We start from the raw sequence: 25165 nt of genomic DNA, 5'->3' as shown, positions 1-25165 counted from the left end.
GTCGGTGTGCCCACCCCGGACATGACCCTGGAGATGCCGCTGGTCGACTTCTTCTCCCGCGGTGGGTCGTTGAAGTCCTCGTGGTACGGCGACTGTCTGCCCGAACGCGACTTCCCCACTCTGATCTCGCTGTACCTGCAGGGCCGGCTGCCGCTGGAGAAGTTCGTCTCCGAGCGCATCGGACTGGACGCGATCGAGGACGCGTTCCACAAGATGCACGCCGGTGAGGTGCTGCGCTCGGTAGTGATGCTGTGAGTATCCAGCGGGTGGTTACCTCCGGCAAGTTCGAACTCGACGGTGGCAGTTGGGATGTCGACAACAACATCTGGATCGTCGGTGACGACCCGAAAAGTGGGGATGTCGTGGTGTTCGACGCCGCCCACACCGCGGCCCCGATCATCGAGGCGGTCGGCGGGCGCAACGTGGTCGCGGTGGTGTGCACCCACGGCCACAACGACCACATCACCGTTGCCCCCGAGCTCAGCAAGGCACTGGACGCGCCGATACTGCTGCACCCGGCCGACGAGATGCTGTGGCGAGCCGTCCACCCCGACAACGACTTCCGCACCGTCGAGGACGACCACGTGTTGCGCGTCGGCGGCATCGAACTGCACGCGCTGCACACCCCGGGGCACTCCCCCGGCTCGGTCTGCTGGTCCATCCCGGAGCTCAATGCGGTGATCTCGGGCGACACCTTGTTCCAAGGTGGGCCCGGAGCCACCGGACGGTCGTTCTCGGACTTCCCCACGATCCTGGAGTCGATCTCCCAACGGCTCGGCATGCTGCCCGGCGAGACCGTGGTCTACACCGGGCACGGCGACACCACCACCATCGGCGACGAGATTGTGCATTACGACGAGTGGGTCGCGCGCGGTCACTGACGATGAGCCGCGAGGAACGAGCGGCGAAAAGGAAGTGGCCCAAACAACCCGGGCACTGACGCCGGTTTGCGATCACGTTGAGCCAGTCCCTACCGCGGGTGGCGTGGTGAGCCGATAGTCACTGCCATGACGACTTCGAGTGGACGCTCCGCGGCGGTCATCGGCGCCGGACAGACCGGTGTGACCGCGGCCCTCGGGCTGTTGGACAACGGTTTTGACGTCACTGTCTACAGCGATCGAGACCAGCGCAGCTTGCGTGACGACGTTCCGGCCACCGGCACCGCACTGATCTTCGGCGCGGCGCAGCGGGCCGAGGAGTCGCTCGGCCTCAATACGTACCTGGCCACCGCCCCCACTTCGACCGGTGAGAGCGTACGGGTAGTCGACGGCTCCGGCCCGGATCGCGCCGAGGCGATCGCCTTCGACGCCGAGTTCGACGGATTTGTCGGGGTGGCGGTCGATACCCGTCTCAAGGCCGACGACCGGCTGACACTGTTCCGGCAACGAGGTGGACGCTTCGTGGTCGAGGCTGTCGATCCGGCGCGGCTGGACGCTATCGCCGCCGGCGTCGACCTGACACTGGTGGCCACCGGCCGTGGCGGTCTGTCCTCACTGTTCCCGGTCGATGCCGAACGCTCCGCCTACGACCGTCCCCAACGGAGCCTGCTGACCGTGACGCTGTCCGGGTTGCCATACGGTCCAGATGTTTTCGCACACCGTAGCAGCGCCGGCGGGCGCCGCAACGCGCTCACCGTCGTCACCGATCAGGGCGAGTCGTGGTTGGGTGGCTACCTACACAAGGACGCCGGGCCGACATGGACGTTTCTGGGTTGGGCCCGGCCCGGCAGCGAGTGGGAACGCCGTTTCGCCGGTGCCGACAGCGCGCGATCCGCGCTCGACATCGTCACCGCGCTGTACCGCGACTACATCGACTGGGACCTACCCGAGGTGAGCGCGCTCCGGACCCTGGACGACGATCCGCACTCATGGTTGAAAGGCGGGGTCACCCAAGTGGTTCGGTCCGGCGTGGGCCGCACGGCGAGCGGCCATCCGGTGGCCGCCCTGGGCGACACGGCGGTGTCGTACGACCCGATCGCGGGCCAGGGCGCGCAGGGCGGGTTGATCCACGCCGCCACCCTGGTTCGTAAGGCGGCCACGCATGACGGCCGCTTCGACGAGGCCTGGCTGCGAGGCACATTCGAGGAGTTCTACGCCCACCGTGCGCGGTCAGCGCAACTGGTCACTCGGCTGTTCCTGTCCGATCCCGAATTGGCCGAATACGGCGACCTGTTCTTCGCGGCTGCCCAGGGCAGCCCGAGGTTCGCCTCGAAACTGTATGGATTGCTCGACGATCCGCGGCCGGTCGAATCACTCACCTCCCCGGCCGCTGCCAAAGCGCTGATCACCGAATTCGCGGGCGAACCGGCCGACGCATTGCTCGAACGGTTCCTCCCGGTCGGATCGTTTCAACGGTCGGGATTGGCAACGCAGGCGGCGTAGTGACAGCCCTCAGCTGTCCAGGATCCGGCGCTTCTCCGTCTCGAACTCCGCCTCGGTGAGAGCACCGGTGTCACGCAGGGCGGCAATCGTTTTGAGCTGTTCGAGCCGGATCGCCTGGTCGGTCGCCTGATAGCTGGTGGGCTGGCCGTCCATCGGCACCGCATCTTGTGGCGGCCATGACGTGGGTCCCATCGCCGAGATGGGCCTGGCGCGCTTGCTGTCCCGCGCCGACCAGACCATCCCCGCCGTCAGCGCCAGCCCGCCCGCGGCGACCAGACCGCCGAACAACCAGAACAGCCAGCCGTATTCACTGCCGTGGCCGAAGGCCAGCCGGGGGTTGATGTAGCCCTGGACCTGACCGTCGACACTGATCTCGTAGGTGCCAGGACTGGATACTCGCATCATCCACACCCGCACCCGGGCGTCGCTGTTCACCGTGGTTGTCCCGCCGATGCTTTCGGTCAGTACCGGATCGCCGGCCTCTTCGGGTCCCGACACGTGCAGGCGCAGCGGCGGGACCGGCAGGCCGCTGCCGGATCCGGTGACCATGGTGTGGAGACTGACGGTCACCTCGCCCTCCGGCAACTCCAGGCCGGCCGTGCCGGGGATCGGGATCTCGCCGTAGGCGTCGTACTCGTCGAAGACGAACGCGTTGAGAAACAACGTCGCGAACAGCCCGACAGCGCCGATGACGAGGGCGCAGATCGATGTGACGATCACGATGCGCGGAGCTGACCGGCGGCTGTTCATGGCCGAAGTTTGTCACGGCAGACCGGTCACGAGCTACCGTCGAGTTATGCCTCGCGACGACACCGACACCGCCGCGCCCACCGGCCCGGTCCGGCGGTTCGCGCTGCGCTACTGGGTGGCCCTGATCCTGGTCGCCCTGGCCGCGATCTTCGTCGCGCAGAACCGTGATCGCGTGGGCGTGCACGTGCTGTGGGTGACCGTCGAGTCGCCGATGTGGTTCATCTTGGTCATCATCTTCGTCATGGGTCTTCTCATCGGACTGTTGCTGCGCCGGCGGCGGCGGAGGTAGGCATGCCCGGGCAGCGCCTGACCCCACCCCGCCCGCATACCGCCGGAATGAGTTCGGCGATCAAGCTTCTCGAGCTGGCTGCGCGGACCGTGCCGATCCCTGACCCGCCTCTGCCCATCGTCGTCGCCGATTACGGGGCAGGCACCGCACAGAATTCGATGCAGCCTCTCAACGCCGCGATCGCGGTGCTGCGCGGGCGCACCCGGCCAGAACATTCGATTCTGGTGACGCACACCGATACCGCCGACAACGACTTCTCCACGATGTTCCGGATCTTGGAGGAGGACCCACAGTCCTATCGTCACAAGGACTCCGCCACGTTCAGCTCCGCGATCGGCCGGTCGTTCTACGGCCAGATCCTGCCGTCGAACAGCGTGCACCTCGGCTGGTCGGCCTGGTCGATCGTGCGGTTGGGCCGGGTGCCGATGCCGGTCCCCGATCACGTCGTCGCTGCCTACAGCGGCGACGACCGGGTGCGTAGTGCCTATGCCCGGCAGGCCGCCCACGATTGGCACGAGTTCATCGCTTTCCGTGGCCGCGAGCTCTATCCGGGTGGACGCCTGGTGGTCTTGACAACCGCGCTCGACGACGACGGCGACTTCGGATATCGACCGCTGTTCCGGTCCGTGTTCAGCACGCTGGCCGAACTGGTCACCGACGGTGTGGTCGATGCCGATGAGGTCGCCCGGATGTCGCTGCCGATCGCTGGACGACGTGCCGCCGATTTCGCCGCACCGTTCGCGCCGTCGGGGCGGTTCGAGCGGATGGAGATCCAGCACGTGGAACTGTTCGACGCCGAGGACCGAATCTTCAACGCCTACCGCGGTGACCGCAATTCAACGGCGTTCGGCGCCCGCTGGGCGGATTTCTGCCGGTTCACCGCGTTCGCCGATCTGGGGGCGGCGCTCGGCGGCGGCCCTGAACGGGTGGCGGCGTTCTACGACCGCCTGCACGCGGGTATCGCGGCACGTCTGTCCTCGGATCCCGAGCCGATGCGCATACCGACCGCCGCGGTGGTCCTGGAGAAGCGTCGCCCGAGCTGATCATTGGCACATGATCACCGCGACCGGGCCGGCCGATCCGACGACACCGGTCAGCCCGGCGACCAGGTGGGCAGCGCGGCGTCGATCAGGTGAGGACCAGGTTCGGCCAGTGCCGCGCGGAACTGGTCGGCGAGCTCCTGTGCCGTGCCGGCGCGCGTGGCCGGTACACCGAATCCTTCTGCGATCGAGGCGAAGTCGATGTCGGGCCGGCTCAGGTCGAGCAGGGAGCGCGACCGCTCGCCATCGGCCTCGGTTCCCACGCGCAGCAATTCGAGCTGGAGGATGGCGTAGGCATGGTTGTTGAGGATCACCACGGTGACGTCGAGGTTCTCGCGGGCCATCGTCCACAGTGCCGAAATGGTGTACGCGGCACTGCCGTCGGACTGCAGGGCGATCACCGGGCGGTCCGGTGCGGCGATCGCGGCTCCCACCGCCACCGGCAGGCCCTGCCCAATCGCACCACCGGTGAGCGTGAGTACGTCGTGACGCGGCGCCGATGCGGTGACGGCCGGCAGGAACACTCCGCTGGTGTTGGCCTCATCGGAGATGATGGCATTCTCCGGCAGTAGCGCGGCGATCACCTGCGCCAGGTTCTGCGGGTTGAGTGTGCCGGTCGGCAACTCGGCAGGCTCGGGCTCGGGTGTGTTCGGCAGTTCCCCACCCAATTCGTCTGCGAGAGCACATAACTCGTCGACGGCTAGGGAGCTGACCTGAGCACCGTCAGGTACCAGCACGCTCGGCTTGCCCGGATAGGCGAAGAACGACACCGGCGCCTTGGCACCGGCCAGCACCAGATGCGTTGCCCCGGAAAGTTGTTGCGTCGCCTGTTCGGCCAGGTAGCCGAGACGTTCGATGGCGGGTATCCCCTTGCCGCGGGCCAGCCGGGCCGGGAAGGTTTCGACGAGTGCACGGGCACCGGTGGCCGCGCGGATCAGGGCCGCTGCCCGCAGCCCGTCGATGCCGGTGGCCGACCCGCCGAGCAACAACACCGCGCGTTCACCCTGCGCGCGCAGCAGTTCGGCGGCGCCTGTCACGTCCAGGTCGACATCGTCGGTTCCTGGGCTCTCAACACCCTTATCCGGCAATGGGTTCTGCGGTGTGATTCCCCAGGAATAGTCGGCGGGCAGGATCACGGTGGCGACGCGTCCTGGCGTGGCGGTCGCGCTCTGAACCGCGCAGTGGACGGCGGCGTCCAGATCGGCGGCAGATTCCGGCCGGTGGACCGACCCGTGCGCCCAGCGGCCCAGCGCGTCGATGTCAGATTCCAGCGGGGCGTCAAGCGCTTGGTGATAGGTCGCGTGGTCGCCGACCACATTGACCACGGGACTGAACGCACGCCGGGCGTTGTGCAAATTGGCCAGGCCGTTGGCCATTCCGGGGCCCAAGTGCAGCAGTGTCGCAGCGGGCCTACCGGCGATGCGTGCGTACCCGTCGGCGGCTCCGGTCGCGACGCCCTCGAACAGGCACAGCACCGGGCGCATCGCGGGGGCGGCATCCAGCGCCGCGACGAAGTGCATTTCCGAGGTGCCCGGGTTGGCGAAGCACACGTCGACGCCTTCGGCGAGCAGACGGTTCACCACCACTTCGGCGCCGGTGCTCATGAGCGCCCGGCTATCGCGGGCCTGGCGATTTCGGAGCAGTGGTCACGTTTCTGCCGGCGGATGTGCACCCGTCCATATTGATCGGCGGTGGCCCGCTGTGCCAGTACCGGTGACCGAGAAGGGCTTGACTGATTATCAGTCAGTCTGTCACGGTGATCCTGCCGACAACAGGCTGAGCGGAGCCAGACATGAGACACCAGACATGAGACACCGGCGAATGGACCTATCCGGCAAGAAGGTGGTGCTCACCGGAGCATCGAGCGGGATCGGCCGCGAGTTGGCGCTGGCACTGGCCCGCCGGGGAGCGGTCCTCGCGCTGGCGGCCCGCCGCGAGGACTTGCTGGACGCCCTGGCCGACGAGATATCGGCCGACGGGTCGCCGCGCCCCGTCGTGTTCGGTGTGGATCTGGCCGTACCGGGTTCGGCGGCGCGACTGGGCCGCGACGCCGTGCATGCCCTGGGCGGGATCGACATCGCGATCAACAACGCCGGCACCAACCTCACCGGGGCGCAACCGGTCGTGGCCGACTCGGCGGCGGCCCGCCAGGTGTTCGAAGTCAATCTCTGGTCACCGCTGGCGCTCACCGCGGCGGTGCTGCCCGCGATGCGTGCGGCAGGCGCCGGCGTCGTCGTCAACGTCACCTCCACCGTGCAGGCGGTGCCGCTGCCCCTGCTCGGCTATTACGCCGCCTCCAAAGCCGCACTGGCCCAGGCCACGAGATCACTGCGACTCGAGCTGGCCGGCACCGCCATCCGGGTGTTGGAAGTGGTGCCGGGCGCCACCGATACCGCCCTGCGTGACATCGATGAGCTGCCGTGGAAGACCACACCCCCACGGACATTTCCGCCCGTCGCCCCTGGCTCTACCGCGACAGCCATCGTCCGCGCGCTCGATCGTGGCACCAGACGTGTTGTCCACCCGCGTTATTCGTTGCTTCCCCTGGAGATCCCGGCATTGGGCCGGCTGGTCGCCACACTGGGCGGCCGACGGGTCGACACCGACGGCGCATTGTCCGGAACATATCGATGAGCGCTGGGTCCAAGCCGGTCGATCGGCGTCAGCTCATTGTCGACACCGCCCGAAAAATGTTCGCGACGCGGCCGTACGACCAGGTGACCACCGCGCAGGTCGCCAAGGACGCCGGCGTGGCCTACGGACTGATCGCACACCATTTCGTCAATAAGCGTGGCCTGTATCTGGCGGTGATGAACGAGATCGCGGCCGAGATCGCCGCGGTCCAGTCAGTCCCCGCGCCCGCGGGTGCGCCGCCGGCCGATCAATTGCGCCATGTCCTGCGCGCCCACATCACCCACATCGATTCCTACTCTGACAGTTTCGTCGCGTTCCTGCGTGGCGCACTGGGCGCCGACGCCGAACATCAGGCAGCTGTCGAAAATCTCCGTTGGCTGGGCGCCCAACGAATTCTGTTGGCGCTCGGTGTCGTAGAGCCCATCGCGCCCGCACTCCGCACCGCCTTGCACGGTTGGATCGGATTTCTGGACGAGATGATGATCGACCGCATCACTCATCGCGATGTGGACGTCGACCTACTGGTCGAACTCGCCGCCGCGGCATTGGCCGCGGCGTTGCGCACCGCGGCCACTCTCGACACCACGATCACCTACGCATCCGAGGCAGTCCAGGCGCTGGAGTCGATCGCGAGGCCGTGACCGGCCGACCGTCGACTGACGCCCTCAGCCCCCGGTATGACCGCCACCGGGTGCCGGAACCCACGGCAAGCCGGGGATCGTCGGGTACGGCGCGGTGGGACTCCACGGGGCCTGGGTGGTGGTCGGCGCTTGCGTCGTCGTCTGCGGCGCTTCCGTCGTCGTCGGGGGCGGGGCCTCGCTCGTCGGGGTCGGAGTCGGCGTCTCGGCAGGCGGCGGGTTCTCGGTGACCGGAGGTGCTTCCGGGGCAGGTTGCTCGACGGTCTGTGTCACGGTGTGCGGAGCCGGAGCCTCGTGCGTAACGGTCTGCGGTGCGTCCACGGGCGCCGGTTCGTTCACCGGCGCGGCAGGCGCGTTCTCGTCAGGGGCGGCCGTCGTCGACGGGACCGCCTTGGAGTTGGACGCCGGGCGGGTCGGCTCGTCGCCGCCGGTGATGGTGATCAGCACTGCTACGACAGCGACCAGTACCGCCGCGGCACCGGCACCGAGGATCACCGGCGGCCGGCGGTACCAGGGCAGCGCCGCGACCTCGTCGCGTTCGGTCAGCTCACGCTCGCCGAACTCGAGCTGGGGCCGTGCTGCAGTACGTCCGCCCGCGGGCTCCAAGCCGGTGTCGAAGTCGGCCCCGTAATCGTCGCCGTAACTCTCCGCTCGGTAGTCGTCGACCGGCGCGACGTCGGGAACGTCGTCGGCATCGGACCAGGCCAGCGCCTGGGAGGCGGCGGGAGGTTCGGGTGCCAGCAAGGCGGCAGCGGCGGTCGGCGGCGCCCCTGCGAACTCCCCGGCCGGCGCCGGGGCCATCGCGGTCATGCCGTCTTGGGCCACGCCGCGCACGGCGATCAGGCCGCCGCCGATGGCCGAGGTCAGTTCCGGTTGGGGGGCGGTGATCACAGGCACGCGCAGGTGTTCGGACAGCGTTGTCGTGATCGCGGGGATTCGTGCGCCACCGCCGGTGGAGGCGACCGCCACGAGATCCCCGGGGCGGAGTCCGCTGCGTTCTATCGCGCCCTGCAGCACCGACGTGAACTCACGCAGTGGTTCGCCGATCACGTCGTCGAGTTCATTGCGGTTCAGCCGCACATCACTGCGATGCCCGGGCAGCTCGGCGACCAGGGCGGTGACGGACTCGGTGGACAGGCGCTCCTTGGCCCGCCGGCACTCGGCACGAAGCCGGCCCAGTGAGCCGATGGCCGAGGTGCCGGCCAGGTCTATCGTCCCTGCGGCAGACAGGTCGTTCACCACATGGGTGAGCAGTCCCTGGTCGATCAGGTCACCCGAGAGGTCGGGATGCCGAATCGTGGGCGCGATCGGCTGATAGCCGCTGTCGGCGTCGGCGAGCGTGATGCTGGTGCCGCTGCCCCCGAAATCGCACACCGCGATCACACCGCGGGTCGGCACACCCGGGTTGTCCTGTAGGGCGACCAACGCCGCCACCGCATCGGACACCAGCACCGGATCGTCGATGTCTCCGATGGCGGCCAGTGCGGAGCGCAACGCCTCAACCTGGTTGGTCCGCCAGTGCGCGGGATATGTGATGGCGATCGGGTCAACCGGCGGGCGTCCCCGGGTCAAGGTGCGCAGCAGCGCGCCCAACGCCTCGGCGAGCAGCGTCTCACCCCGGTGTGTCGACCCGTCGGGGGCCAGTATTCCGACCGGGTCCCCCGCCCGCTCGACGAAGTCGGTGAGGATCAGCCCGCGTTCGTTCAGGTTGGGGTTCTCGCTGGGTACACCCACTTCCGCGGCCCGGTGCGGGTAGAGCGTCAGCACCGGCGAACGCGTCACCGCGGCGCGGCCCACCACCACTGCTGTGAGGTTGGTCGAACCAATCGACAACCCGATCCCGTCTGACATGTCACCCCGTTTCGAGAAGGAACCCTATCCGGTAATCCATCTCTTTTGCCGGGGCCGGTGTTACCTAGCGAATGGTCCCCAGCCCTGGAATCAGTGGTAGATCCAAGGGCGTGACCCATCCTGGCGAATGTTCGTTGACTGCCGGCACGGCGTTGAGCGCGCGCAGCCCGGTGGCCAGGCAGCCCGCGGCGGCGGCGTCGCGGCCGGAGCCGTCGGTGAACCGGAACGCGGTCTCCTGGGAGATGCTCGGTGTGCCCTCGATGTCGACGCGATAGACGTCGTTGTCTTTTCCGGACGGCCATTCGGGTGCGGCGTCCAGGCCGATGCGGTTGACGTGCTCGAGCTGGATGCGGGTCTCGCCGCGGTAGACACCGTTGATGGTGAAGCGCACAGCCGCGACATTGCCTGCCGGAATGATGCCTTTGGCCGACTTGCGTTCGTCCGGGGTGATCCACTTGTCCCAGGTGGTGGTGATCTCGTCGAGCTCGATGCCCGCGGCGTGTGCGATCATCGGAACCGTTGCGCCCCAGGCGAAGATGAGAATGTCCGGCGTCTCGAGCAGAGCGCGGTGCTCGGGCGGTTTGCCGATCCCCATCTCGAACTCGTAGTCCCCGGTGTAGTTGGTGTAGTCCAGCAGCTCGGACGCCCGCACCCGGCGCACCTCTGAACACAGACCCATCAGCGTCATGGGGAACAGGTCGTTGGCGAATCCCGGGTCGATGCCGGTCGTGAAACACGAGGCCTGGCCGGCCTCGCAGGCCTCGGTGATCGGCTCGATCCAGGCCGGCGGATTGAGATGCATCTTGGGCCACACCCAGGGCGTCATCGCAGTGGAGCAGACGTCGATGCCGGCCCGCAGGAACCGGGTGATCACGTCGATGTTGACGTCGGCATGAGCGGCTGTCGGCCCGTAGTGCACCACCGCGTCCGGCTTCAGCGCGATGAGCGCGGCGACGTCATCGGTGGTCCGGACACCGATGTCGGCACCGAGGCCGCAGATCTCGCCGGCGTCGCGGCCGACCTTCTCCGGATTGCTGACTCCGACCCCGACGAGTTCGAACAACGGGTGCTTGACGATCTCCGCGATGACCATCTGTCCGACGAAACCGGTGCCCCAAACCACTACACGCTTGACCATCCGAACACCCTGGCACAGAGTGAGGCCGGTCACATCGGGAATCTCCGCTCCGGCATCTACCTTTACCCTGCATGGCCCGCGGTCGGTGAGACCGGAAAGCCTTGAACGCTTTGGGAAGGAATCGAAATGACATCTCCGACTTTGGCCGGGCGGCGCGCACTGGTGACCGGCGGTTCGCGAGGGATCGGCGCGGGCATCGTGCGACGGCTGGCGGCCGACGGCGCCGCGGTGGCGTTCACATACGGGGCCTCTGCCGCCGAGGCTGACAAGCTGGTCGGGGAACTGACTGCCGACGGCGCGAAAGTCGTGGCGATCCAGGCCGACAGCGCCGACCCCGCGCAAGTAGCCAACGCGGTCGAGCAGACGGTGTCCGCCCTCGGCGGCTTGGACGTGTTGGTCAACAACGCCGGAACCGCCTATATGGCACCGATCGAGGAGTACCCGCAGGAGCAGTTCGATCGTGTGGTCGCGGTCAACATCGGTGGTGTCTACTCCGCGATCCGCAGTGCGGTAGCGCATCTCGGTGAAGGATCGCGAATCATCAACATCGGCAGCATCAACGCCGACCGGGTCCCGACCGGGGGAACAGCCGTGTATGCGATGACCAAGGGGGCCGTTGCTTCCCTGACCCGCGGCCTGGCCCGCGAACTGGGGCCTCGCGGTATCACCGTCAACAATGTGCAGCCGGGTCCGATCGCCACCGATCTGAACCCTGACGAAGGTGAATTCGCCGATCTGGTAAAGCAAACCACCGCGTTGGGTCGCTATGGTCACACCAGCGACATCGCCGCCGTGGTCAGCTTCCTGGCGGGCCCGGAATCCGGATTCGTCACCGGGGCGAACTGGAACGTCGACGGCGGTTTCACCGCCTGACCGTCACAGGTTGACAGGGTCGGGCTGTCGCGGCGTCTTGCTGGTGTCCTTCAGCCCGGCCTTGAATTGCATTGCCCGGTAAGGCCATCCGGTGTCGGTGCGCCATTGCGAGACCACCAGACCGACACCGCCGGTGATGCCGAAGCGAGAGCCCGGCAGCAGATAGCCGCCGTACAGCTGGGCGACCTTACTGGCGGCGTGATCCTCTGCCTGCCAAGACGATCCGAGGATCGGTGTCTGCACCGGTGTGGTGTACATGTTGGCGATCGGCGAGGCAACCACCCGGTAGCCCAAGGCGTATGACGATGCCAGGAATCCGCCCAGGACCCACCTGCCGGGGCCGGTGCGGCGGAACGTCAGCTCGCCCCAATGCTCGTCCGGCGGGGTGATCGGCGTGGCGTGGCTCCCCCACTGCCAGCGCCCGCTGGTGAATCCCCAGCTGGAGTACTGCGAGCGTCGGCCGATCTGATCGGGCCGTACCCGCATCAGGATGATGCCCTTGTCTCGCTGAAAACCCGTGGCCACCACGTACACCCAGCCGTCACCAGGATCGAAGTCCCATGACCAGCACTGAGCGTGACCGTCGTGCAGGTCGGCCGGGAACTTGGCCTCATCACCCAGATGGGTCCAAGAGCGCCCACTGTCGTCGGAGCGCCAGATCTCGGTCCAGATGACCGTGCCGAAGCCATGATTGACGATCGCCTGCAGGTACAGCGAGTCGCCGACCCGCAACAGATCCGACGGGATCACGGTGCTGATGCCGCCGCGCCGCCAGCCGGACGCCTCGTCGTCGTGGATGTAGTGCCACAGTTGGCGCGCGTAGTCGGGGTCGGCTCCCCCGGCGGATTCGTAGACGATCTCGTGATTGGCATCGCCGGTGCCGATCAGCACCACAGGCGAACGCCAGTCCCCCTGGCCCACCCGGCTGCCCGAGAACGTGTCACCGAAGACCGACACCAGCTTGCCGTTGGGCGCGATGATCGACGCCCCGAGATCGGTGGCGGTGACCCCGAACCGGTCGGTGCGGCCTGGTCCGGTGATGTCGACCACCTTGCCGTCGATCAGCGGCAGCACTCCCCCTGCTCCTCCGGGCCTAGGTGCACCACCGCAGGCCGCCGGGCTCGCAATCCAGCGGATAGGGCTCGACGTGGGTCTTCAGCGGCTCTTTGTAGGTCAGCGTGAACGGGAAGGTGTGGATGGCGGGAGCGAGGGTGCCGCCGCACGCCTCGTTGTTGGCCACATTGCGCGTGCCTCGCAACGCGATGTCGTCGAACTTGTAGGTCTCGGTGATCGGCGCCCAACTGCCGTCGGCGCACTGGATGCCCTCCTTGATGGACGTCGAATACGTCCACTGCCCATCGGCCAGCCTGGCGTCACCACCCACACTGACGCGCTGGGTCTCCACGTGCAGCCGGCAGGCCACCGCCAACTCCAGCGGCTCACGCAAATCACCGACGGTCGGAACGCAGGACGGCCAGACACCCCAGGTGTCGGTCTTGCCACCCTCCTGGTGGTAGGTGTACACGCCGAGCATGAGCGGGTCAGCCTGCGCGGGGGCGGCAACACCCAGGCTGAGTCCGATTCCGACCGACGAGAACAGGGCGGCTGCAGTGGCCGTGCGCTTGAACGTCACAATGGGTGAGTATCGCAGTCTTCATCAGCGTCGTCACCGGTATGGGTCGGTATACCTCCGACCGGCCCCCGTGACGGCCCCAGCGGGTGAGCGTACGGCGGATCGCCCGCGGTGATCCTGGAGTAATCGTGACCACACGACCGGCGATGAAAGCGTTGGCGGCAGTCCTGGTAGTCATGCTGGCTGCCTGTGCCGCGGCCTGTTCCACCGGCAGCCGGGTAGACCTCGGTGATGAATCGTCGGGCAATCTCATCGCGGCCATCGCCGGTGAGCCCGATCAGCTCGACCCGCACCGGACGAGTGCCTATTTCTCGTTCGAAGTGTTGGAGAACGTGTTCGACACCCTGGTCGAGCCCGACGAGGACCTGCAGATGCGCCCCGCGCTGGCGCAGTCCTGGGAGGTCAGCGACGACCAACTCACCTGGACATTTCACCTGCGCGACGGCGTGCGCTGGCATGACGGCAGCCCGCTGACCGCCGACGACGTGGTGTATTCGTACCGGCGCATCATCGACGAGCAGCTGACCAACGTCGACAAGTTCAGTGCCGTCAGTAGTGTCACCGCGCCGGATCCGGCGACCCTGCGGATCACGGTCCGTCAGCCCACCCCTAACCTGCTGACCAACCTCGGCGGATTCAAGGGCATGGCGATCGTGCAGCGCGCCAACGTCGAAAGCGGGCAGATCGCCACCCATCCGATCGGCACCGGCCCGTTCTCGTTCGCCGGACGCCGCAGCGGCGACTCGATCACCCTGAAGGCCAACCCGCACTATTGGGGAGGCGTCCCCCCGGTGTCCGGGGTGACGTTCCGGTTCATCTCCGAGCCGACGACGGCGTTGTCCGCACTACAGGCCGGCGAGATCGACTGGACGGATTCGGTGCCGCCGCAGCGGGTGGCCCAGTTGCGCGACGACGACTCGCTGAAGCTGGCGCTCATCCCGGGCAACGACTATTGGTATCTGGCGCTCAACGAGGCCCGGCCCCCGTGGAACGACCCCCGGGTGCGCGAGGCCATTGCCTACGGCATCGACCGTGACGCGATCGCCGCGGCCACCAGCTATCGCACCGCGCAGGTCAATCAGCTGGCGATCCCGCGCGGCAGCCCGTGGTTCACCGATTATCAGCGCTACCGCTACTCCGTAGATGAAGCGCGGGGCCTCCTCCGGCAGGCCGGTGCGGCACCACGCGACCTGGACATGCTGGTGACCAGCGAGTACCCCGAGACCGTGACGGCGGCCCAGATCATCGCCGACAACCTTGCGCCCCTTGGCATCACGGTGAACATCCGCACCGTGGACTTCGCCACCTGGCTCGACGAACAGAACAACGGCCACTTCGACATGCTGATGATGGGCTGGCTGGGAAACATCGATCCGGACGACTTCTACTATGCCCAGCACCACACGAACGGAACGAGCAACGCGCAGAAGTTCTCGGATCCCGAGGTCGACCGACTGCTGGACGCGGGCCGTACCGAAACCGATATCGGCAAGCGAAAAGACATCTACGCCAAGGCCGCAACGCGGATCGCGGATCAGGCCAGCTATATCTACCTGTACAACCCGTCGGTGATCCAGGCCTGGACCAACGGCCTTTCGGGCTACCAGGTGCGCCGCGACGGCGCCGTCCGGTTCCGCACCGCTGACCTTGACGGAGGTGAAACCCGGTGAACTTCGGTGTGTTTCGCGCCAATCATCCCATCGCGGAGTTCCTGGCCCGGCGCCTGCTGTATTCGGCCGTGGTGCTCATCGGGGTACTGATCGTGGTGTTCGCCCTGGTGCACCTGGTGCCGGGCGATCCGGTCCGCATCGCACTCGGTACGCGGTACACCCCGCAGGCTTACGATGCGCTGCGGGCGGCCAGCGGCATGGACCGCCCCATCGTCGAGCAGTTCTTCTCCTACTTCGGTTCGGCATTGACCGGCGACCTTGGGGTCAGCTTCCGTAACGGCGACCCGGTCACGGTGACGTTGCTCGACAGGTTGCCCGCCACCTTGTCCCTCGGGGTGGTCGGCATCGTCATCGCGCTGGTGATCGCGCTGCCCGCCGGGATCTTCGCCGCGCTGCGGGAGGGCCGGGCCGCCGATGCGATCGTCCGAATCGCAAGCCAGTTCGGGGTTTCGGTGCCTGACTTCTGGTTGGGCATTCTGTTGATCGGCGTGTTCGCCTCGACGCTGGGCTGGTTGCCCACCTCCGGATATCGTCCCCTGCTGAGCGATCCGGGCGGCTGGTTGCGCCACATCGTCCTGCCCGGGCTCACGGTGGGCCTGGTGGCCGGGGCCATCATGACGCGCTATGTGCGTTCGGCGGTGCTGGAGGTCGCCGCCATGGGTTATGTCCGCACCGCGAGGTCGAAGGGGTTGGCCCCGCCGGTGGTCACCTTCCGCCACATCGTGCGCAACGCGCTGCTACCGGTGCTGACCATCACCGGGATCCAGCTGGCCACAATCCTGGGCGGGGTCATCGTGGTGGAAGTCGTCTTCGCCTGGCCCGGATTGGGTCGGCTGGTGTTCAATTCCGTTGCCGCCCGCGACTATCCGGTGATCCAGGGTGCGGTGCTGCTGATCGCGGTGCTGTTCCTGCTGATCAACCTGCTGGTAGATGTGCTGTATGCGGTCGTCGACCCGAGGATCCGGCTCTCATGACCACCACGCCAGATTCCCGGGTCGCATCATGGCGGCTGTTGATGTCGAATCCGGTGACCGCGATCAGCGCGGCCGTGCTGATCGCGGTGCTCATCGTCGCGCTGGCCGCCTCCTGGATCGCCCCGTACGGCATCAACGACATCGACGTGCCCAGCGCATTGCAGGGCCCGAGCACCGCGCACTGGTTCGGCACCGATGAACTCGGCCGCGACGTGTTCTCGCGAATCCTGGTGGCGATCTCGGCCTCGCTGCGGGTCGCGGTGATCTCCGTCGCGCTGGCTGCCGGAATCGGCGTGCTGGTCGGGGTGCTCGCCGGTTACCGGGGCGGCTGGATCGACACCGTGGTGATGCGGGTCGTCGATGTCATGTTCGCCTTCCCGGTGCTGCTGCTCGCGCTGGCGATCGTGGCGGTCCTCGGCCCGGGTATCACCACCACCATGCTGGCGATCGGGATCGTCTACATCCCGATCTTCGCGCGGGTCGCCCGGGCGTCCGCGATGGGTGTGCGGGTGGAACCGTTCGTGGCGGTGTCCCGCAGCATGGGCACCGGTGACGGTTACATCCTGGTCCGGCACATCCTGCCGAATATCGCCGGGCCGTTGATCGTCCAGCTGTCGGTGTCGTTGGCCTTCGCGATCCTGGCCGAAGCCGCGCTGTCATTTCTGGGGCTGGGTATCCAACCGCCGCAGCCGTCGCTGGGCCGGATGATCTTCGACGCACAGGGATTCGTCACGCTGGCGTGGTGGATGGCGGTGTTCCCGGGCGCGGCGATCTTCGTGATGGTGTTGGCGTTCAACCTGTTCGGCGACGGGATGCGCGATGTACTCGATCCCAAACAGCGCACCTCGATCGAGGCGAGAAGGGCGGGGCGGCAGTGACATCGGTACAAGAGCCGGCGTTGAGTGTCAACGATCTGCGGGTGGCGATCGGTCGCCGCGAGATCGTGCGCGGTGTGTCGTTCGACGTGGCCCGTGAGCAGACGATCGGGATCGTCGGTGAGTCCGGTTCTGGCAAGTCGATGACGGTGCTGGCCGCCACCGGCCTGTTGGACGCACCGGGTGCGGTGGTCACCGGCACCAGTACCTTGCGCTCCGGGACGCGGCTGATCGGCGCGTCGCCACGAGCGCTGCGGGCGGTGCACGGCAGCCGGATCGGTTTTGTCTTCCAGGATCCCGGGACGTCGCTGAACCCGCTGCTGACCCTGGAACGCCAGATCACCGAAAGTCTTGAGACACATCGCAGAATGACCCGCCGCCGGGCCCGCGTGCGGGCCGGTGAGCTGCTGGATGCGGTGGGGTTGTCGCCTGATCGGCTCGACTCGTACCCGCACCAACTGTCCGGTGGGCAGCGTCAGCGAGTGATGATCGCAATCGCTCTGGCGTGCGATCCCGAACTGCTCATCGCCGATGAACCGACGACCGCGCTCGATGTCACCACACAAGCCCAGATCATCGAGCTGGTGGCCGACCTGCAACGGGATTTCGGGACCGCGGTGGTGTGGATCAGCCACGACCTCGGGGTGATCGGCCAGGTCGCCGATGAGGTGACTGTCCTGCGCGACGGCGAGGCGGTCGAACAGGCGCCCATCCTTGCGGTGTTCGACCACCCGCAGCACGCCTACACCCGCGAGTTGCTGGCCGCACGCCCGCTGCTCGACGGGGCCGGGCCCGCCCCGGCGCCGGCGGACGCACCGGTTCTGTTGCAAGTCAATGAACTTGATGTGCGGTACGGCTCGGTGCATGCCGTCAAGGACGTCTCATTCGAGCTGCGGAGCGGGACGACACTGGGGATCGTCGGCGAATCGGGCTCGGGCAAGTCGACGGTGGCCGCAGCGCTGACGGGGCTCGCCGAACCGTCGGCGGGTACCGCCAGTCTGAATGGCGAAGACGTCTTCGCCGGCGGGCGGGCCCTGCGCCGGCGGATCAGCCTGGTGTTCCAGGATCCGTTCTCCTCGCTCGACCCGAGAGCCCGCGTCGGCGCCGCGATCGGTGAGCCGCTTCGGGTACACCGTTTGACCTCGGGACGCCGCGCCCGTGCCGCGCGAATCGCGCAGCTGCTCGAACTCGTCGGTCTGCCAACAGAATTCGCGTCGCGTTATCCGCACGAGCTGTCCGGTGGTCAGCGACAGCGGGTCAGTATCGCCCGCGCGCTGGCCACAGAACCGGACGTACTCATCCTCGACGAGTCCACGGCCTCCCTGGATGTGTCGGTGCAGGCGAGGGTGCTGGACCTCCTGTCCGAGTTACAGCTCGAGCTCGGGTTGACCTATCTGTTCATCGCACACGACCTGGCGGTGGTGCACCGGATGTGTCACGACGTGCTGGTGATGCGGGCTGGAGAAGTCGTCGAGTACGGTCCCGCCACCGAGTTGTTCACCTCGCCCCGGCACTCCTACACCCGCACACTGCTGGCCGCGGTTCCACCGGCCAGGCCGCGTGAGAAGGTGTGAGCCATGACAGCTCTGGACGGAAAGGTCGCGTTGGTCACCGGTGCCTCATCGGGTCTCGGCGCGGCGGTTGCCCAATTGTTCGCCGCCCGCGGCGCCTCGGTGTTCGGCGTCGCCCGCGACACCGAACGCATGGCGACCGTGTTCGAGGACGTGCCCGGCGGCGCGTACGCCTCGGTGGACATCTCCTCCTCGGAAGCCTGCCGGGACGCGGTGGCACAGTGCGTCGAGAAGTTCGGCCGCATCGATGCCCTGATCAACGTCGCGGGATTTCACCAGATGCGCCACACCGTGTCGGTCACCGACGAGGATTGGGACAAGGATCTCGCGGTCAACCTCAACGGGCCCTTCTTCCTGTGCCGGGCCGCCCTGCCCCACCTTCTGGAGGCCGGCGGCAACATCGTCAACGTCGCATCCATCGCCGGCATCGAGGGCGAGGTGTACTCGGCGGGCTACTGCGCGGCCAAGCACGGCCTGGTCGGGCTCACCCGCGCCCTGGCCATCGAGTTCACCTCAGAACGCCTGCGGGTCAACGCGGTGTGCCCGGGCGGCATGCTCACCCCGCAGACCACCGAGTTCGCCGCACCGGAGGGCGCCGACTGGAACCTGATCATGCGGATCGCCGCGCCCCGCGGAATGATGGACGTGGCCGATGTTGCCAAGACCATCGCATTTCTGGCCAGTGACGACGCCGCCGCGGTGCACGGCGCGGTCTACACCGTCGACGCGGGTAAGACCGCGGGATGAGCAGGCTGCCTGGGCTGGTGCCGGGCGTCCCTTCTCTGGATCCGGCGGAATAACCACGCCTGCAAAACCTTTTCGCATACCAGGACGTAATGAGCGGATACGAACCCTGATCCCGACGCGTGTGGTGGTGCGCGCGTCATCGGCCATGGAAGCGAATCGATGAAAGTTCTGGTGATCAGCGCAAGCCCGCGCGAGGATGGCAATTCCCACATGCTGGCCGAGGCCGCGTGTGCGGGCGCGGAGTCGGCGGGCCACGACGTGGAACATGTATTCCTCGACCAGTATGTGCACCGCATGCTGGAAAACTGCAGAAGCTGCCGCACGGCGACCGGCCTCTGCTCGCTCGACGACCGTTACGAATCGCTCCTCCTGGACAAGATGTTGCCCGCCGACGGCATCATCTACGCGATGCCGCTGTACTTCTACGGCATGCCCGCGCGGCTCAAGACAGTCTTCGACCGCCTGTTCTGCTACACCGCCAACAGTGCGCCGCAACAGGAGCAGGTCGTCGGAGGCATCACCGACAAGGCCGTCGGCGTGCTGATCTCCTGCGAGGAAAGCTATGTCGGGGCGACGGCAGGAGTCATCGCCCAATTCCAGGAACTGACCCGGTATCTCGACCAGAGCCTGGTCGGAGCGGTGGTGGGCAATGCCAACAGCCGCGGAGAGATCGCATGCGACCCAACCGATCCCCTGTCCCGCGCACGGGATCTGGGAGCGCGGCTGTTCGACATCAGGGTCACTGATTACCGGCTGACCACGGCGCGGTCGAACAAGGTGTGGGATCCGGTGGGTTGCTGAAAAACGGCGACCGTCACGCCCGTCAGTGCCGCTGAGGCTAAGCGCCCGAGACCACCAGAACCGGCCGGTAGGTGCGCTGCAGCGTCGCGGCAGCCACACTGCCCAGCAGGACCTTCTTCAGCGCCGACCGCCCGCGCGAGCCCACCACGACGACCCCGGCCCGTTGATCGTCGGCGAAGGCGACCAATGCGTCAGCGGTCGCACCGGCGCCGGAACCCCGGAACCTCGGCACGCGATGTGCCGGCTGGGCTGTGGCAACGTCAACCGCACCACCGTCGTCCACTCCGACCGTGACCACCTCCCGGTCCGGGAACAGGGCGCGGGCCGCGGTCAGCGCCCGCTCCGAACCGGCCGAGCCGTCCACGCCGACGATGACCGGCCCATCGGCCACTGCCTCGTACTCGGCCGAGATCATGTTCTGCGACACCACCAGCACCGCACGGGGCGCGTGGTGCACGACGAGGTCCGAGACACTGCCGAGCTTCGAGTCGCTCGCGCCGATCCCGCGGGCGCCGACGATCAGCACATCGGGTTCGAGCTGTTCGGACACCTGCGCCAGCCCCAGGCCCTCTCCCGCCCAGGTGCGCTTGACCAGCGGCTCGGGATTCCACCCGGCAGCCCGCGCCAGGGTGACACCCGTGTCGACCAACCGTGCGGCCTCACCGTCACTTTCCCGGTCGACAAGTTCGATCAGCTCGTCGACGTTGCGTGCCGAGTGGCGCAACCGGGCGCGGAGCCCCTTACTGCCGAACGGTGGTGTGCACAGATAGACGACCACCGCATCGGCGGCCGGGAACAGCGCAGCACCACTTCTGATCGCCGCATTGGCCGCGAGCGACCCGTCATAACCGAGCACTACCAACATGTGTGTCCCCTTGTTCCGTTCGTGCTGCCGATTCCAGACTAAAGGGCGTCCAGCTGTACCCATCGGCTTCGCGCGCAGGCGGGAAACAGGTAGCCGTCTACCCTAGCGAGCGCCCACGCCGGGCGCCCACGCTTTGTCCATGGATGCCACCGTCAACGGCTTGGCCCACCTCGCCACACCGATCGTCGTCACGCCCCATCTCGGCAGCGCCGACATGGGGACCGAACTTCGTGATCAGACCTTCAAGCGGTGGGTGTGGGGTGCGGCCGTGGTCAGCGCCGGGGGCGGCGGGATCGTCGGAACCTTCCTGGCCTTCGCGGCCCCCATCGTGTTGACCCCAGCCGATGCCCAACGCCTGCTGATCCGGGGCGGCACGGTGCTGATCGTGTTTCTGGCCATCGCGGTTCCGGTGATGCTGCGGGTGCGGCGATACCGGTTCGCGGCCAGCACGGCGTGGCTCAGCGAGGGCCGCCCACCCACCGCGGAGGAACAGCGGGTCACGCTGGGCGCCTCAGGTGAAGCGGTGCGGTTGTCGGCAGCGGTCTGGGGCGTCGGGGCGGTGATCTTCGGGTCACTGGCGCTGAGCCAGCAGGTGTCCACCGCGCTGTACATCTTCAGCGTGGTTGCGCTGGGCGGCACTTCGACGAGCGCGGTGTGGTACCTGATCGTCGAACGGGTGATGCGGCCGGTGTCCGCACGGGCACTCGACGGTGCCGGCCCCGACCGGCGAGTCGGATCGACGATCGGGCGCAGGCTGGTGATGGCGTGGTTGCTGGCGACGGGGGTTCCACTGTTGGGCATCACGGTGCTCGCGGTCGGCTACCTGGGCGACATCGGCTTCCGGGCCCAGCGCACCTTCGTGGCCATCCTGATCCTGGTGGCCGTGGCGATCCTGGTCGGCCTGTTCGCGATCCTGATCGCCATCCGGTCGGTCACCGAACGCGTCACCGCGCTACGCCGGGCGCTGGCCCAGGTGCAGGCGGGTGACTTCAATGCCCGGGTCGAGGTCGACGACGTCAGCGAAATCGGGCTGCTACAAGCCGGTTTCAACACGATGACGGCCGGCCTGGCCGAACGTGAACGTATCCGCCACGCCTTCGGAACCTACGTGGATCGCGACGTGGCCGAACACATCCTGTGCGCAGCCGGGTCGCTGGAGGCCCAGGAGCTGGATGTCACGCTGATGTTCGTCGACGTCCGTGGATTCACCACGCTCGCCGAGCGGTTGCGGCCCACCGAGGTGGTCACCACTCTGAACCGATTGTTCGAACGGATCGTCCCGATCGTGCACGATCACGGCGGCCACGTCGACAAGTACGCGGGCGACGGCCTGATGGCGGTTTTCGGGGCACCCCGGCGCAAGGAGCATCACGCCGACGACGCACTGCGAGCCGCACTGCAGATCGCCGACGCGGTGCACGACGAGTTCGGCGGCAGCCTCACGGTAGGGGTCGGCTTGAACTCCGGACCTGTGGTGGCCGGAAATGTGGGTGGCGCAGGACGTTTGGAGTTCTCGGTGATCGGCGATGCGGTGAACATCGCGGCGCGGGTCGAGACCGCGACCCGCCAGACGGGCGACACTGTGCTGCTCACCGGTGCCACGTTGAGTCAACTCACCGGGGACCGGCGTGCTTTCGAGCCGAGACCCGGCGTGGCCCTCAAGGGCAAGGAGAATCCGGTGGCGGTGTACGCCCCTGTTTCCGCAAAAGCTTGCGTTGTGAAAACGGCGTCCTGACGGGGAAACCCGCCCCAGCGACACCCGCTGGGGCGGGCCGGCCGCGGCGCAGTCACACCGCGGGCACGAGCAGGTCGGCGAACTTCGTCACCGCCTCGTCGTATCGAACATTGTGGCCCTGCACCACTGCGGCTTCCAGCACCGGCATCCGCACATCCCGCAATTGGCGCGGTGAGGGCACACCCGGTGCGGTCTCGTAGTTGAAGACGATCACGTCCAGAAACACCGGTTTGCGAAGATGCTTGCCGCTCAACAGTTTCTGCAGCGCTTCGGAGATGGCCGGGTACGGGGTGAACTCGGGATTCTGCAGCCAGTCGGCCAGGTCGCCGCCCGGCACGCTGAAATCCACACCCAGCGCGTCCAGACGGTCCACCACCGCTGCCGGGGCCGGCCCCGCCGGCGGGACAGCGGCCACACCCGGCGGAGTCACCGCGAACGGTTGGTGGTTCCACCCCTGATCCGGTGCGCTGTCCCACCACTGGGTTCCGATCGCGCCGTCGGGCCGCACCCAGAACACATCGAGATGTGACGCGAGCCGCCCGACGGAGGCCAGCGCCGACCCGGGCGCCGCCGAACCCGCGGGCGCAATCGCGAATGGGGCGTGGTCGGCCCAACTGTGCCCGACGGCCGCGTGCCACCACTGAGTTCCGATCGATCCGTCGGGTGCGACCCAGAACACGTCCAGATTGTTCGGGGTGCGAGACGTCGCGGTGACACCGCCGCCGGCCGCGACCGCTCCCGGTGCCGTGAGCGTGAACCAGCCGTGGTCCGCCCAACTGGCGCCCGGAGCGCCGAACCACCAGTTGGAGGCGACCGCGCCGTCAGGGGTCAACCAGTACACATCGAGGTTGTCCGGGGTGCGGGCCACGACGGCCAGCGCCGACCCGGGCCGCGCCGACCCGGCAGGCGCAATCCTGAACGATCCGTGATCGGCCCAACTGGCGCCGGCGGCAGCGGTCCACCAATTCGAGCCGATCCCACCGTCTCTGGTCACCCAGAACACATCGAGATGGTCGGGCATGCGGGCCACGACGGCGACCGCCGAACCCGTCTCCGCCGAGCCGGGCGGCGCGATGTTGAACGTGCCGTGGTCGGCCCAACCCGCGCCGGGCGTAGCCGCCCACCACTGGCTGGCGACGGCGCCATCGGGCCGTACCCAGAACACGTCGAGGTTGTCGGCGGTCCGCGCGACCGCTGCTATCGGTGCTCCCGGACTCGCCGAGCCCGGCGGCGCGATCTGGAACGCACCACCGTGCTCGCCCCAATCCCCGTCGGTTGCGGCAGCCCACCATTGCGTCATGACGGATCCGTCCGGCCCGACCCAGAACACGTCGAGGTTGCCGGGCGTGCGGGCCACCGTGGTGACCGCCGCCCCTGCCGCGGCCGCCCCCGCCGCCACGACATCGGTTGGGCCGTGGTCGCCCCAATTCTCTCCCGCGGCGCCGGCCCACCACTGCCATCCGATCGCATTGCGGGTGTTCGCCCAGAACAGTTCGAGGCGAAAGGGTTCCCGCGAAACGACATTCAGTGCCGAGGACGCTGTGGCCCGCAGGTTCGCCCGGGCTTCGTCGGGCGGAAGGTGGTTGATCACGTCGTTCCAGATGTAGCGGTAGTACGGGTTCTCCTGGTCGGCCTCCTTGTACCGGGAGCTGGGCCCGGTTCCGCCGAACCACTGGTCCACGATCGCGCCCTGCTGTTCGGCGTTGAACTCCGTCCAGCCCCGCCCGGGCGGGCCGTACTGATAGACGTTGTCGCCCAGGATGAAATTCGCCTGATTCACCATGCCGCTGCACATCAGGCCCGGCAGTGACCCGGTGTGCGCGATCTGCCATGCGTGGGTCAGTTCGTGGATGAGGAGTTGACCCGGCTTGGGGTAGGCATTGCCACCGGTGCCCAACGGGTTGTCGTAGGCCCGCCCGATGTTCAGGTAGGTCTTGCCGTCGACCCCCGGAGCAGTGAATGCGCGATCACCGAGGCCGGCGAGATTGGTGATGATGACATCTTGGTACGGCAGGGAGTTGCCGAATACTTGTCGGGCAAAGGCGATTTCGGTGGAGTTGAGCGGACGGAACTTGATCAGCGCATTCGTGACGGCACCGATGGCCACCCCGGCCACCACACCGAGGATGAGCGCGGTTCCGATCCCCGCGCCCGCCAGCGCCGACACCGCGAACACTACGACTCCCCCGATGACGCCGAGTGTGCCGCCCGGCCCGAGCGTGGCACCCATCCAGTCGATCGCCTCGCGGGTCGCCCCGATCACCACGCCCAGCGCGCCCCCCACGGCGCCGGCAGCCACGTCGAGGATGTCGCCGACGAGTTCGGTGAGCGTGCCGACGACACCGCCCCACTTGTAGTCCTTGGCCACGGCGTACGTTGCCTGGCTCTCGAGCTTCGACCAGTACAGCGCCAGCAGAGGGCTGTGGCCGTTCTCCTCGTGATTCCAGCTGTCGACGCCCGAGACGTGTCCGCTCTTGATGAATGCCATAGTCGGGAATCCGGGGGCGGTCAGGTAGGCGCGCAGATTGAAATCGAAGTCGCCGAGGACGCTGCTGCTGTGCATGTGGAACTTCACGTGGTAGTCGCCGTTGTCACTGACGTCGACATCGACCCATCCGCCCAACGGCGTTCCGGACGGTGTGGTGACTACTCCGTGGAAGGTACGAGTTGCCATGTGCGCGAAACCCTTCGCCCGTGCGA

22 protein-coding genes and 1 pseudogene are annotated in these 25165 nt (G+C 67.4%); 15 read left to right on the top strand and 8 right to left on the bottom strand.

Annotated features, from left to right (window positions below):
* The 3 genes and pseudogenes from H977_RS36245 to H977_RS0115290 all read left to right on the top strand — a co-directional run.
* A pseudogene (locus H977_RS36245) lies at positions 1–255 on the top strand (S-(hydroxymethyl)mycothiol dehydrogenase); the annotation flags it as partial.
* Complete coding sequence (locus tag H977_RS0115295) at positions 252–881, top strand: MBL fold metallo-hydrolase (RefSeq protein WP_029108672.1); 630 nt, start codon at positions 252–254, stop codon at positions 879–881. The pseudogene H977_RS36245 and the gene H977_RS0115295, both read left to right, overlap by 4 nt.
* Before the next feature lie 126 nt (positions 882–1007).
* Positions 1008–2381 carry a styrene monooxygenase/indole monooxygenase family protein gene (locus H977_RS0115290; protein WP_029108671.1) on the top strand — a complete coding sequence of 458 codons (1374 nt, stop codon included), beginning with the start codon at positions 1008–1010 and terminating at the stop codon, positions 2379–2381.
* A 9-nt stretch (positions 2382–2390) separates the two neighbouring features.
* Here the strand turns inward: H977_RS0115290 and H977_RS0115285 are convergent, their stop codons facing one another.
* Positions 2391–3131, bottom strand: a complete 741-nt coding sequence (locus tag H977_RS0115285; protein WP_029108670.1) for an SHOCT domain-containing protein — start codon at positions 3129–3131, stop codon at positions 2391–2393.
* A gap of 46 nt (positions 3132–3177) precedes the next feature.
* On the opposite strand from H977_RS0115285, the gene H977_RS0115280 reads away from it, so the two are divergent.
* Together H977_RS0115280 and H977_RS33270 are read left to right on the top strand one after the other, a co-directional pair.
* Positions 3178–3420 (top strand): LPXTG cell wall anchor domain-containing protein, encoded by a 243-nt coding sequence (locus H977_RS0115280; RefSeq protein WP_029108669.1) that lies wholly within the window; start codon positions 3178–3180, stop codon positions 3418–3420.
* A 2-nt stretch (positions 3421–3422) separates the two neighbouring features.
* Positions 3423–4463 (top strand): class I SAM-dependent methyltransferase, encoded by a 1041-nt coding sequence (locus tag H977_RS33270; protein ID WP_051288877.1) that lies wholly within the window; start codon positions 3423–3425, stop codon positions 4461–4463.
* 50 nt (positions 4464–4513) lie between these two features.
* Here H977_RS33270 and H977_RS0115270 read toward each other — a convergent pair whose 3' ends face one another.
* Positions 4514–6064 carry an acetolactate synthase large subunit gene (locus H977_RS0115270; protein ID WP_029108668.1) on the bottom strand — a complete coding sequence of 517 codons (1551 nt, stop codon included), beginning with the start codon at positions 6062–6064 and terminating at the stop codon, positions 4514–4516.
* 217 nt (positions 6065–6281) lie between these two features.
* Here H977_RS0115270 and H977_RS0115265 point away from each other — a divergent pair, with 217 nt between their 5' ends.
* The gene (locus H977_RS0115265; protein WP_036476140.1) at positions 6282–7094 is read left to right on the top strand and encodes an SDR family NAD(P)-dependent oxidoreductase; all 813 of its coding nucleotides are present in this window, start codon (positions 6282–6284) and stop codon (positions 7092–7094) included.
* Entirely contained in the window at positions 7091–7735 is a 645-nt protein-coding gene (locus tag H977_RS0115260; protein WP_029108666.1) for a TetR/AcrR family transcriptional regulator, read from the top strand. Before H977_RS0115265 ends, H977_RS0115260 begins: the two co-directional genes overlap by 4 nt.
* Positions 7736–7759: 24 nt before the next feature.
* On the opposite strand, the gene H977_RS0115255 is transcribed toward H977_RS0115260, so the two are convergent.
* Together H977_RS0115255 and H977_RS0115250 are read right to left on the bottom strand one after the other, a co-directional pair.
* Positions 7760–9583: an Hsp70 family protein gene (locus tag H977_RS0115255; protein ID WP_029108665.1), complete on the bottom strand. Its 1824-nt coding sequence runs from the start codon at positions 9581–9583 to the stop codon at positions 7760–7762.
* Positions 9584–9647: 64 nt separating this feature from the next.
* A complete protein-coding gene (locus H977_RS0115250) occupies positions 9648–10721 on the bottom strand; it encodes an NAD(P)H-dependent amine dehydrogenase family protein (protein ID WP_029108664.1) in 1074 nt (357 codons plus the stop codon).
* Positions 10722–10847: 126 nt separating this feature from the next.
* Here H977_RS0115250 and H977_RS0115245 point away from each other — a divergent pair, with 126 nt between their 5' ends.
* Complete coding sequence (locus tag H977_RS0115245) at positions 10848–11594, top strand: 3-oxoacyl-ACP reductase family protein (protein ID WP_029108663.1); 747 nt, start codon at positions 10848–10850, stop codon at positions 11592–11594.
* Between the two features lie 3 nt (positions 11595–11597).
* Here the strand turns inward: H977_RS0115245 and H977_RS0115240 are convergent, their stop codons facing one another.
* The gene (locus H977_RS0115240) at positions 11598–12668 is read right to left on the bottom strand and encodes a glycoside hydrolase family 183 protein (protein WP_036476138.1); all 1071 of its coding nucleotides are present in this window, start codon (positions 12666–12668) and stop codon (positions 11598–11600) included.
* 19 nt (positions 12669–12687) lie between these two features.
* On the bottom strand, positions 12688–13227 hold the full coding sequence (locus tag H977_RS0115235) for a hypothetical protein (RefSeq protein ID WP_036476136.1): 540 nt from the start codon (positions 13225–13227) through the stop codon (positions 12688–12690).
* A 146-nt stretch (positions 13228–13373) separates the two neighbouring features.
* On the opposite strand from H977_RS0115235, the gene H977_RS0115230 reads away from it, so the two are divergent.
* From H977_RS0115230 to H977_RS0115205, 6 genes are all read left to right on the top strand, one after another.
* Positions 13374–14897, top strand: coding sequence for an ABC transporter substrate-binding protein (locus tag H977_RS0115230; protein ID WP_029108660.1), 1524 nt, complete (start codon positions 13374–13376; stop codon positions 14895–14897).
* Entirely contained in the window at positions 14894–15871 is a 978-nt protein-coding gene (locus H977_RS0115225) for an ABC transporter permease (protein ID WP_155946664.1), read from the top strand. The genes H977_RS0115230 and H977_RS0115225 overlap by 4 nt, the downstream gene beginning before the upstream one ends.
* Positions 15868–16749, top strand: coding sequence for an ABC transporter permease (locus tag H977_RS0115220; RefSeq protein WP_029108658.1), 882 nt, complete (start codon positions 15868–15870; stop codon positions 16747–16749). The genes H977_RS0115225 and H977_RS0115220 overlap by 4 nt, the downstream gene beginning before the upstream one ends.
* Entirely contained in the window at positions 16746–18320 is a 1575-nt protein-coding gene (locus tag H977_RS0115215) for a dipeptide ABC transporter ATP-binding protein (RefSeq protein WP_029108657.1), read from the top strand. Before H977_RS0115220 ends, H977_RS0115215 begins: the two co-directional genes overlap by 4 nt.
* Positions 18321–18323: 3 nt before the next feature.
* A complete protein-coding gene (locus H977_RS0115210) occupies positions 18324–19064 on the top strand; it encodes an SDR family NAD(P)-dependent oxidoreductase (protein ID WP_029108656.1) in 741 nt (246 codons plus the stop codon).
* Positions 19065–19223: 159 nt separating this feature from the next.
* Positions 19224–19865, top strand: a complete 642-nt coding sequence (locus tag H977_RS0115205) for a flavodoxin family protein (RefSeq protein ID WP_029108655.1) — start codon at positions 19224–19226, stop codon at positions 19863–19865.
* A 37-nt stretch (positions 19866–19902) separates the two neighbouring features.
* Here H977_RS0115205 and H977_RS0115200 read toward each other — a convergent pair whose 3' ends face one another.
* Positions 19903–20730 carry a universal stress protein gene (locus H977_RS0115200; RefSeq protein WP_029108654.1) on the bottom strand — a complete coding sequence of 276 codons (828 nt, stop codon included), beginning with the start codon at positions 20728–20730 and terminating at the stop codon, positions 19903–19905.
* 139 nt (positions 20731–20869) lie between these two features.
* Here H977_RS0115200 and H977_RS33265 point away from each other — a divergent pair, with 139 nt between their 5' ends.
* Positions 20870–22465 (top strand): adenylate/guanylate cyclase domain-containing protein, encoded by a 1596-nt coding sequence (locus tag H977_RS33265; RefSeq protein ID WP_231395965.1) that lies wholly within the window; start codon positions 20870–20872, stop codon positions 22463–22465.
* A 52-nt stretch (positions 22466–22517) separates the two neighbouring features.
* On the opposite strand, the gene H977_RS35330 is transcribed toward H977_RS33265, so the two are convergent.
* Complete coding sequence (locus H977_RS35330) at positions 22518–25139, bottom strand: PLL family lectin (RefSeq protein WP_155946663.1); 2622 nt, start codon at positions 25137–25139, stop codon at positions 22518–22520.
* Positions 25140–25165: the final 26 nt, after the last annotated feature.

The sequence above is a fragment of the Mycobacterium sp. URHD0025 genome (assembly GCF_000426065.1).
In the GTDB taxonomy this organism is placed as follows: domain Bacteria; phylum Actinomycetota; class Actinomycetes; order Mycobacteriales; family Mycobacteriaceae; genus Mycobacterium.
Note: the sequence above shows the minus strand (reverse complement) of the source record. Positions and strands in the feature narration are given on the sequence as shown.

What these genes read in the sequence shown, in the direction of transcription:
- H977_RS35330 (WP_155946663.1), bottom strand. Translation starts at nt 25,139, where the DNA reads ATGGCAACTCGTACCTTCCACGGAGTAGTCACCACACCGTCCGGAACG.
- H977_RS0115245 (WP_029108663.1), top strand. Translation starts at nt 10,848, where the DNA reads ATGACATCTCCGACTTTGGCCGGGCGGCGCGCACTGGTGACCGGCGGT.
- H977_RS0115280 (WP_029108669.1), top strand. Translation starts at nt 3,178, where the DNA reads ATGCCTCGCGACGACACCGACACCGCCGCGCCCACCGGCCCGGTCCGG.
- H977_RS0115260 (WP_029108666.1), top strand. Translation starts at nt 7,091, where the DNA reads ATGAGCGCTGGGTCCAAGCCGGTCGATCGGCGTCAGCTCATTGTCGAC.
- H977_RS0115255 (WP_029108665.1), bottom strand. Translation starts at nt 9,583, where the DNA reads ATGTCAGACGGGATCGGGTTGTCGATTGGTTCGACCAACCTCACAGCA.
- H977_RS0115250 (WP_029108664.1), bottom strand. Translation starts at nt 10,721, where the DNA reads ATGGTCAAGCGTGTAGTGGTTTGGGGCACCGGTTTCGTCGGACAGATG.
- H977_RS0115210 (WP_029108656.1), top strand. Translation starts at nt 18,324, where the DNA reads ATGACAGCTCTGGACGGAAAGGTCGCGTTGGTCACCGGTGCCTCATCG.
- H977_RS0115265 (WP_036476140.1), top strand. Translation starts at nt 6,282, where the DNA reads ATGGACCTATCCGGCAAGAAGGTGGTGCTCACCGGAGCATCGAGCGGG.
- H977_RS0115205 (WP_029108655.1), top strand. Translation starts at nt 19,224, where the DNA reads ATGAAAGTTCTGGTGATCAGCGCAAGCCCGCGCGAGGATGGCAATTCC.
- H977_RS0115290 (WP_029108671.1), top strand. Translation starts at nt 1,008, where the DNA reads ATGACGACTTCGAGTGGACGCTCCGCGGCGGTCATCGGCGCCGGACAG.
- H977_RS0115220 (WP_029108658.1), top strand. Translation starts at nt 15,868, where the DNA reads ATGACCACCACGCCAGATTCCCGGGTCGCATCATGGCGGCTGTTGATG.
- H977_RS0115270 (WP_029108668.1), bottom strand. Translation starts at nt 6,064, where the DNA reads ATGAGCACCGGCGCCGAAGTGGTGGTGAACCGTCTGCTCGCCGAAGGC.
- H977_RS0115230 (WP_029108660.1), top strand. Translation starts at nt 13,374, where the DNA reads ATGAAAGCGTTGGCGGCAGTCCTGGTAGTCATGCTGGCTGCCTGTGCC.
- H977_RS33265 (WP_231395965.1), top strand. Translation starts at nt 20,870, where the DNA reads ATGGATGCCACCGTCAACGGCTTGGCCCACCTCGCCACACCGATCGTC.
- H977_RS0115285 (WP_029108670.1), bottom strand. Translation starts at nt 3,131, where the DNA reads ATGAACAGCCGCCGGTCAGCTCCGCGCATCGTGATCGTCACATCGATC.
- H977_RS0115200 (WP_029108654.1), bottom strand. Translation starts at nt 20,730, where the DNA reads ATGTTGGTAGTGCTCGGTTATGACGGGTCGCTCGCGGCCAATGCGGCG.
- H977_RS33270 (WP_051288877.1), top strand. Translation starts at nt 3,423, where the DNA reads ATGCCCGGGCAGCGCCTGACCCCACCCCGCCCGCATACCGCCGGAATG.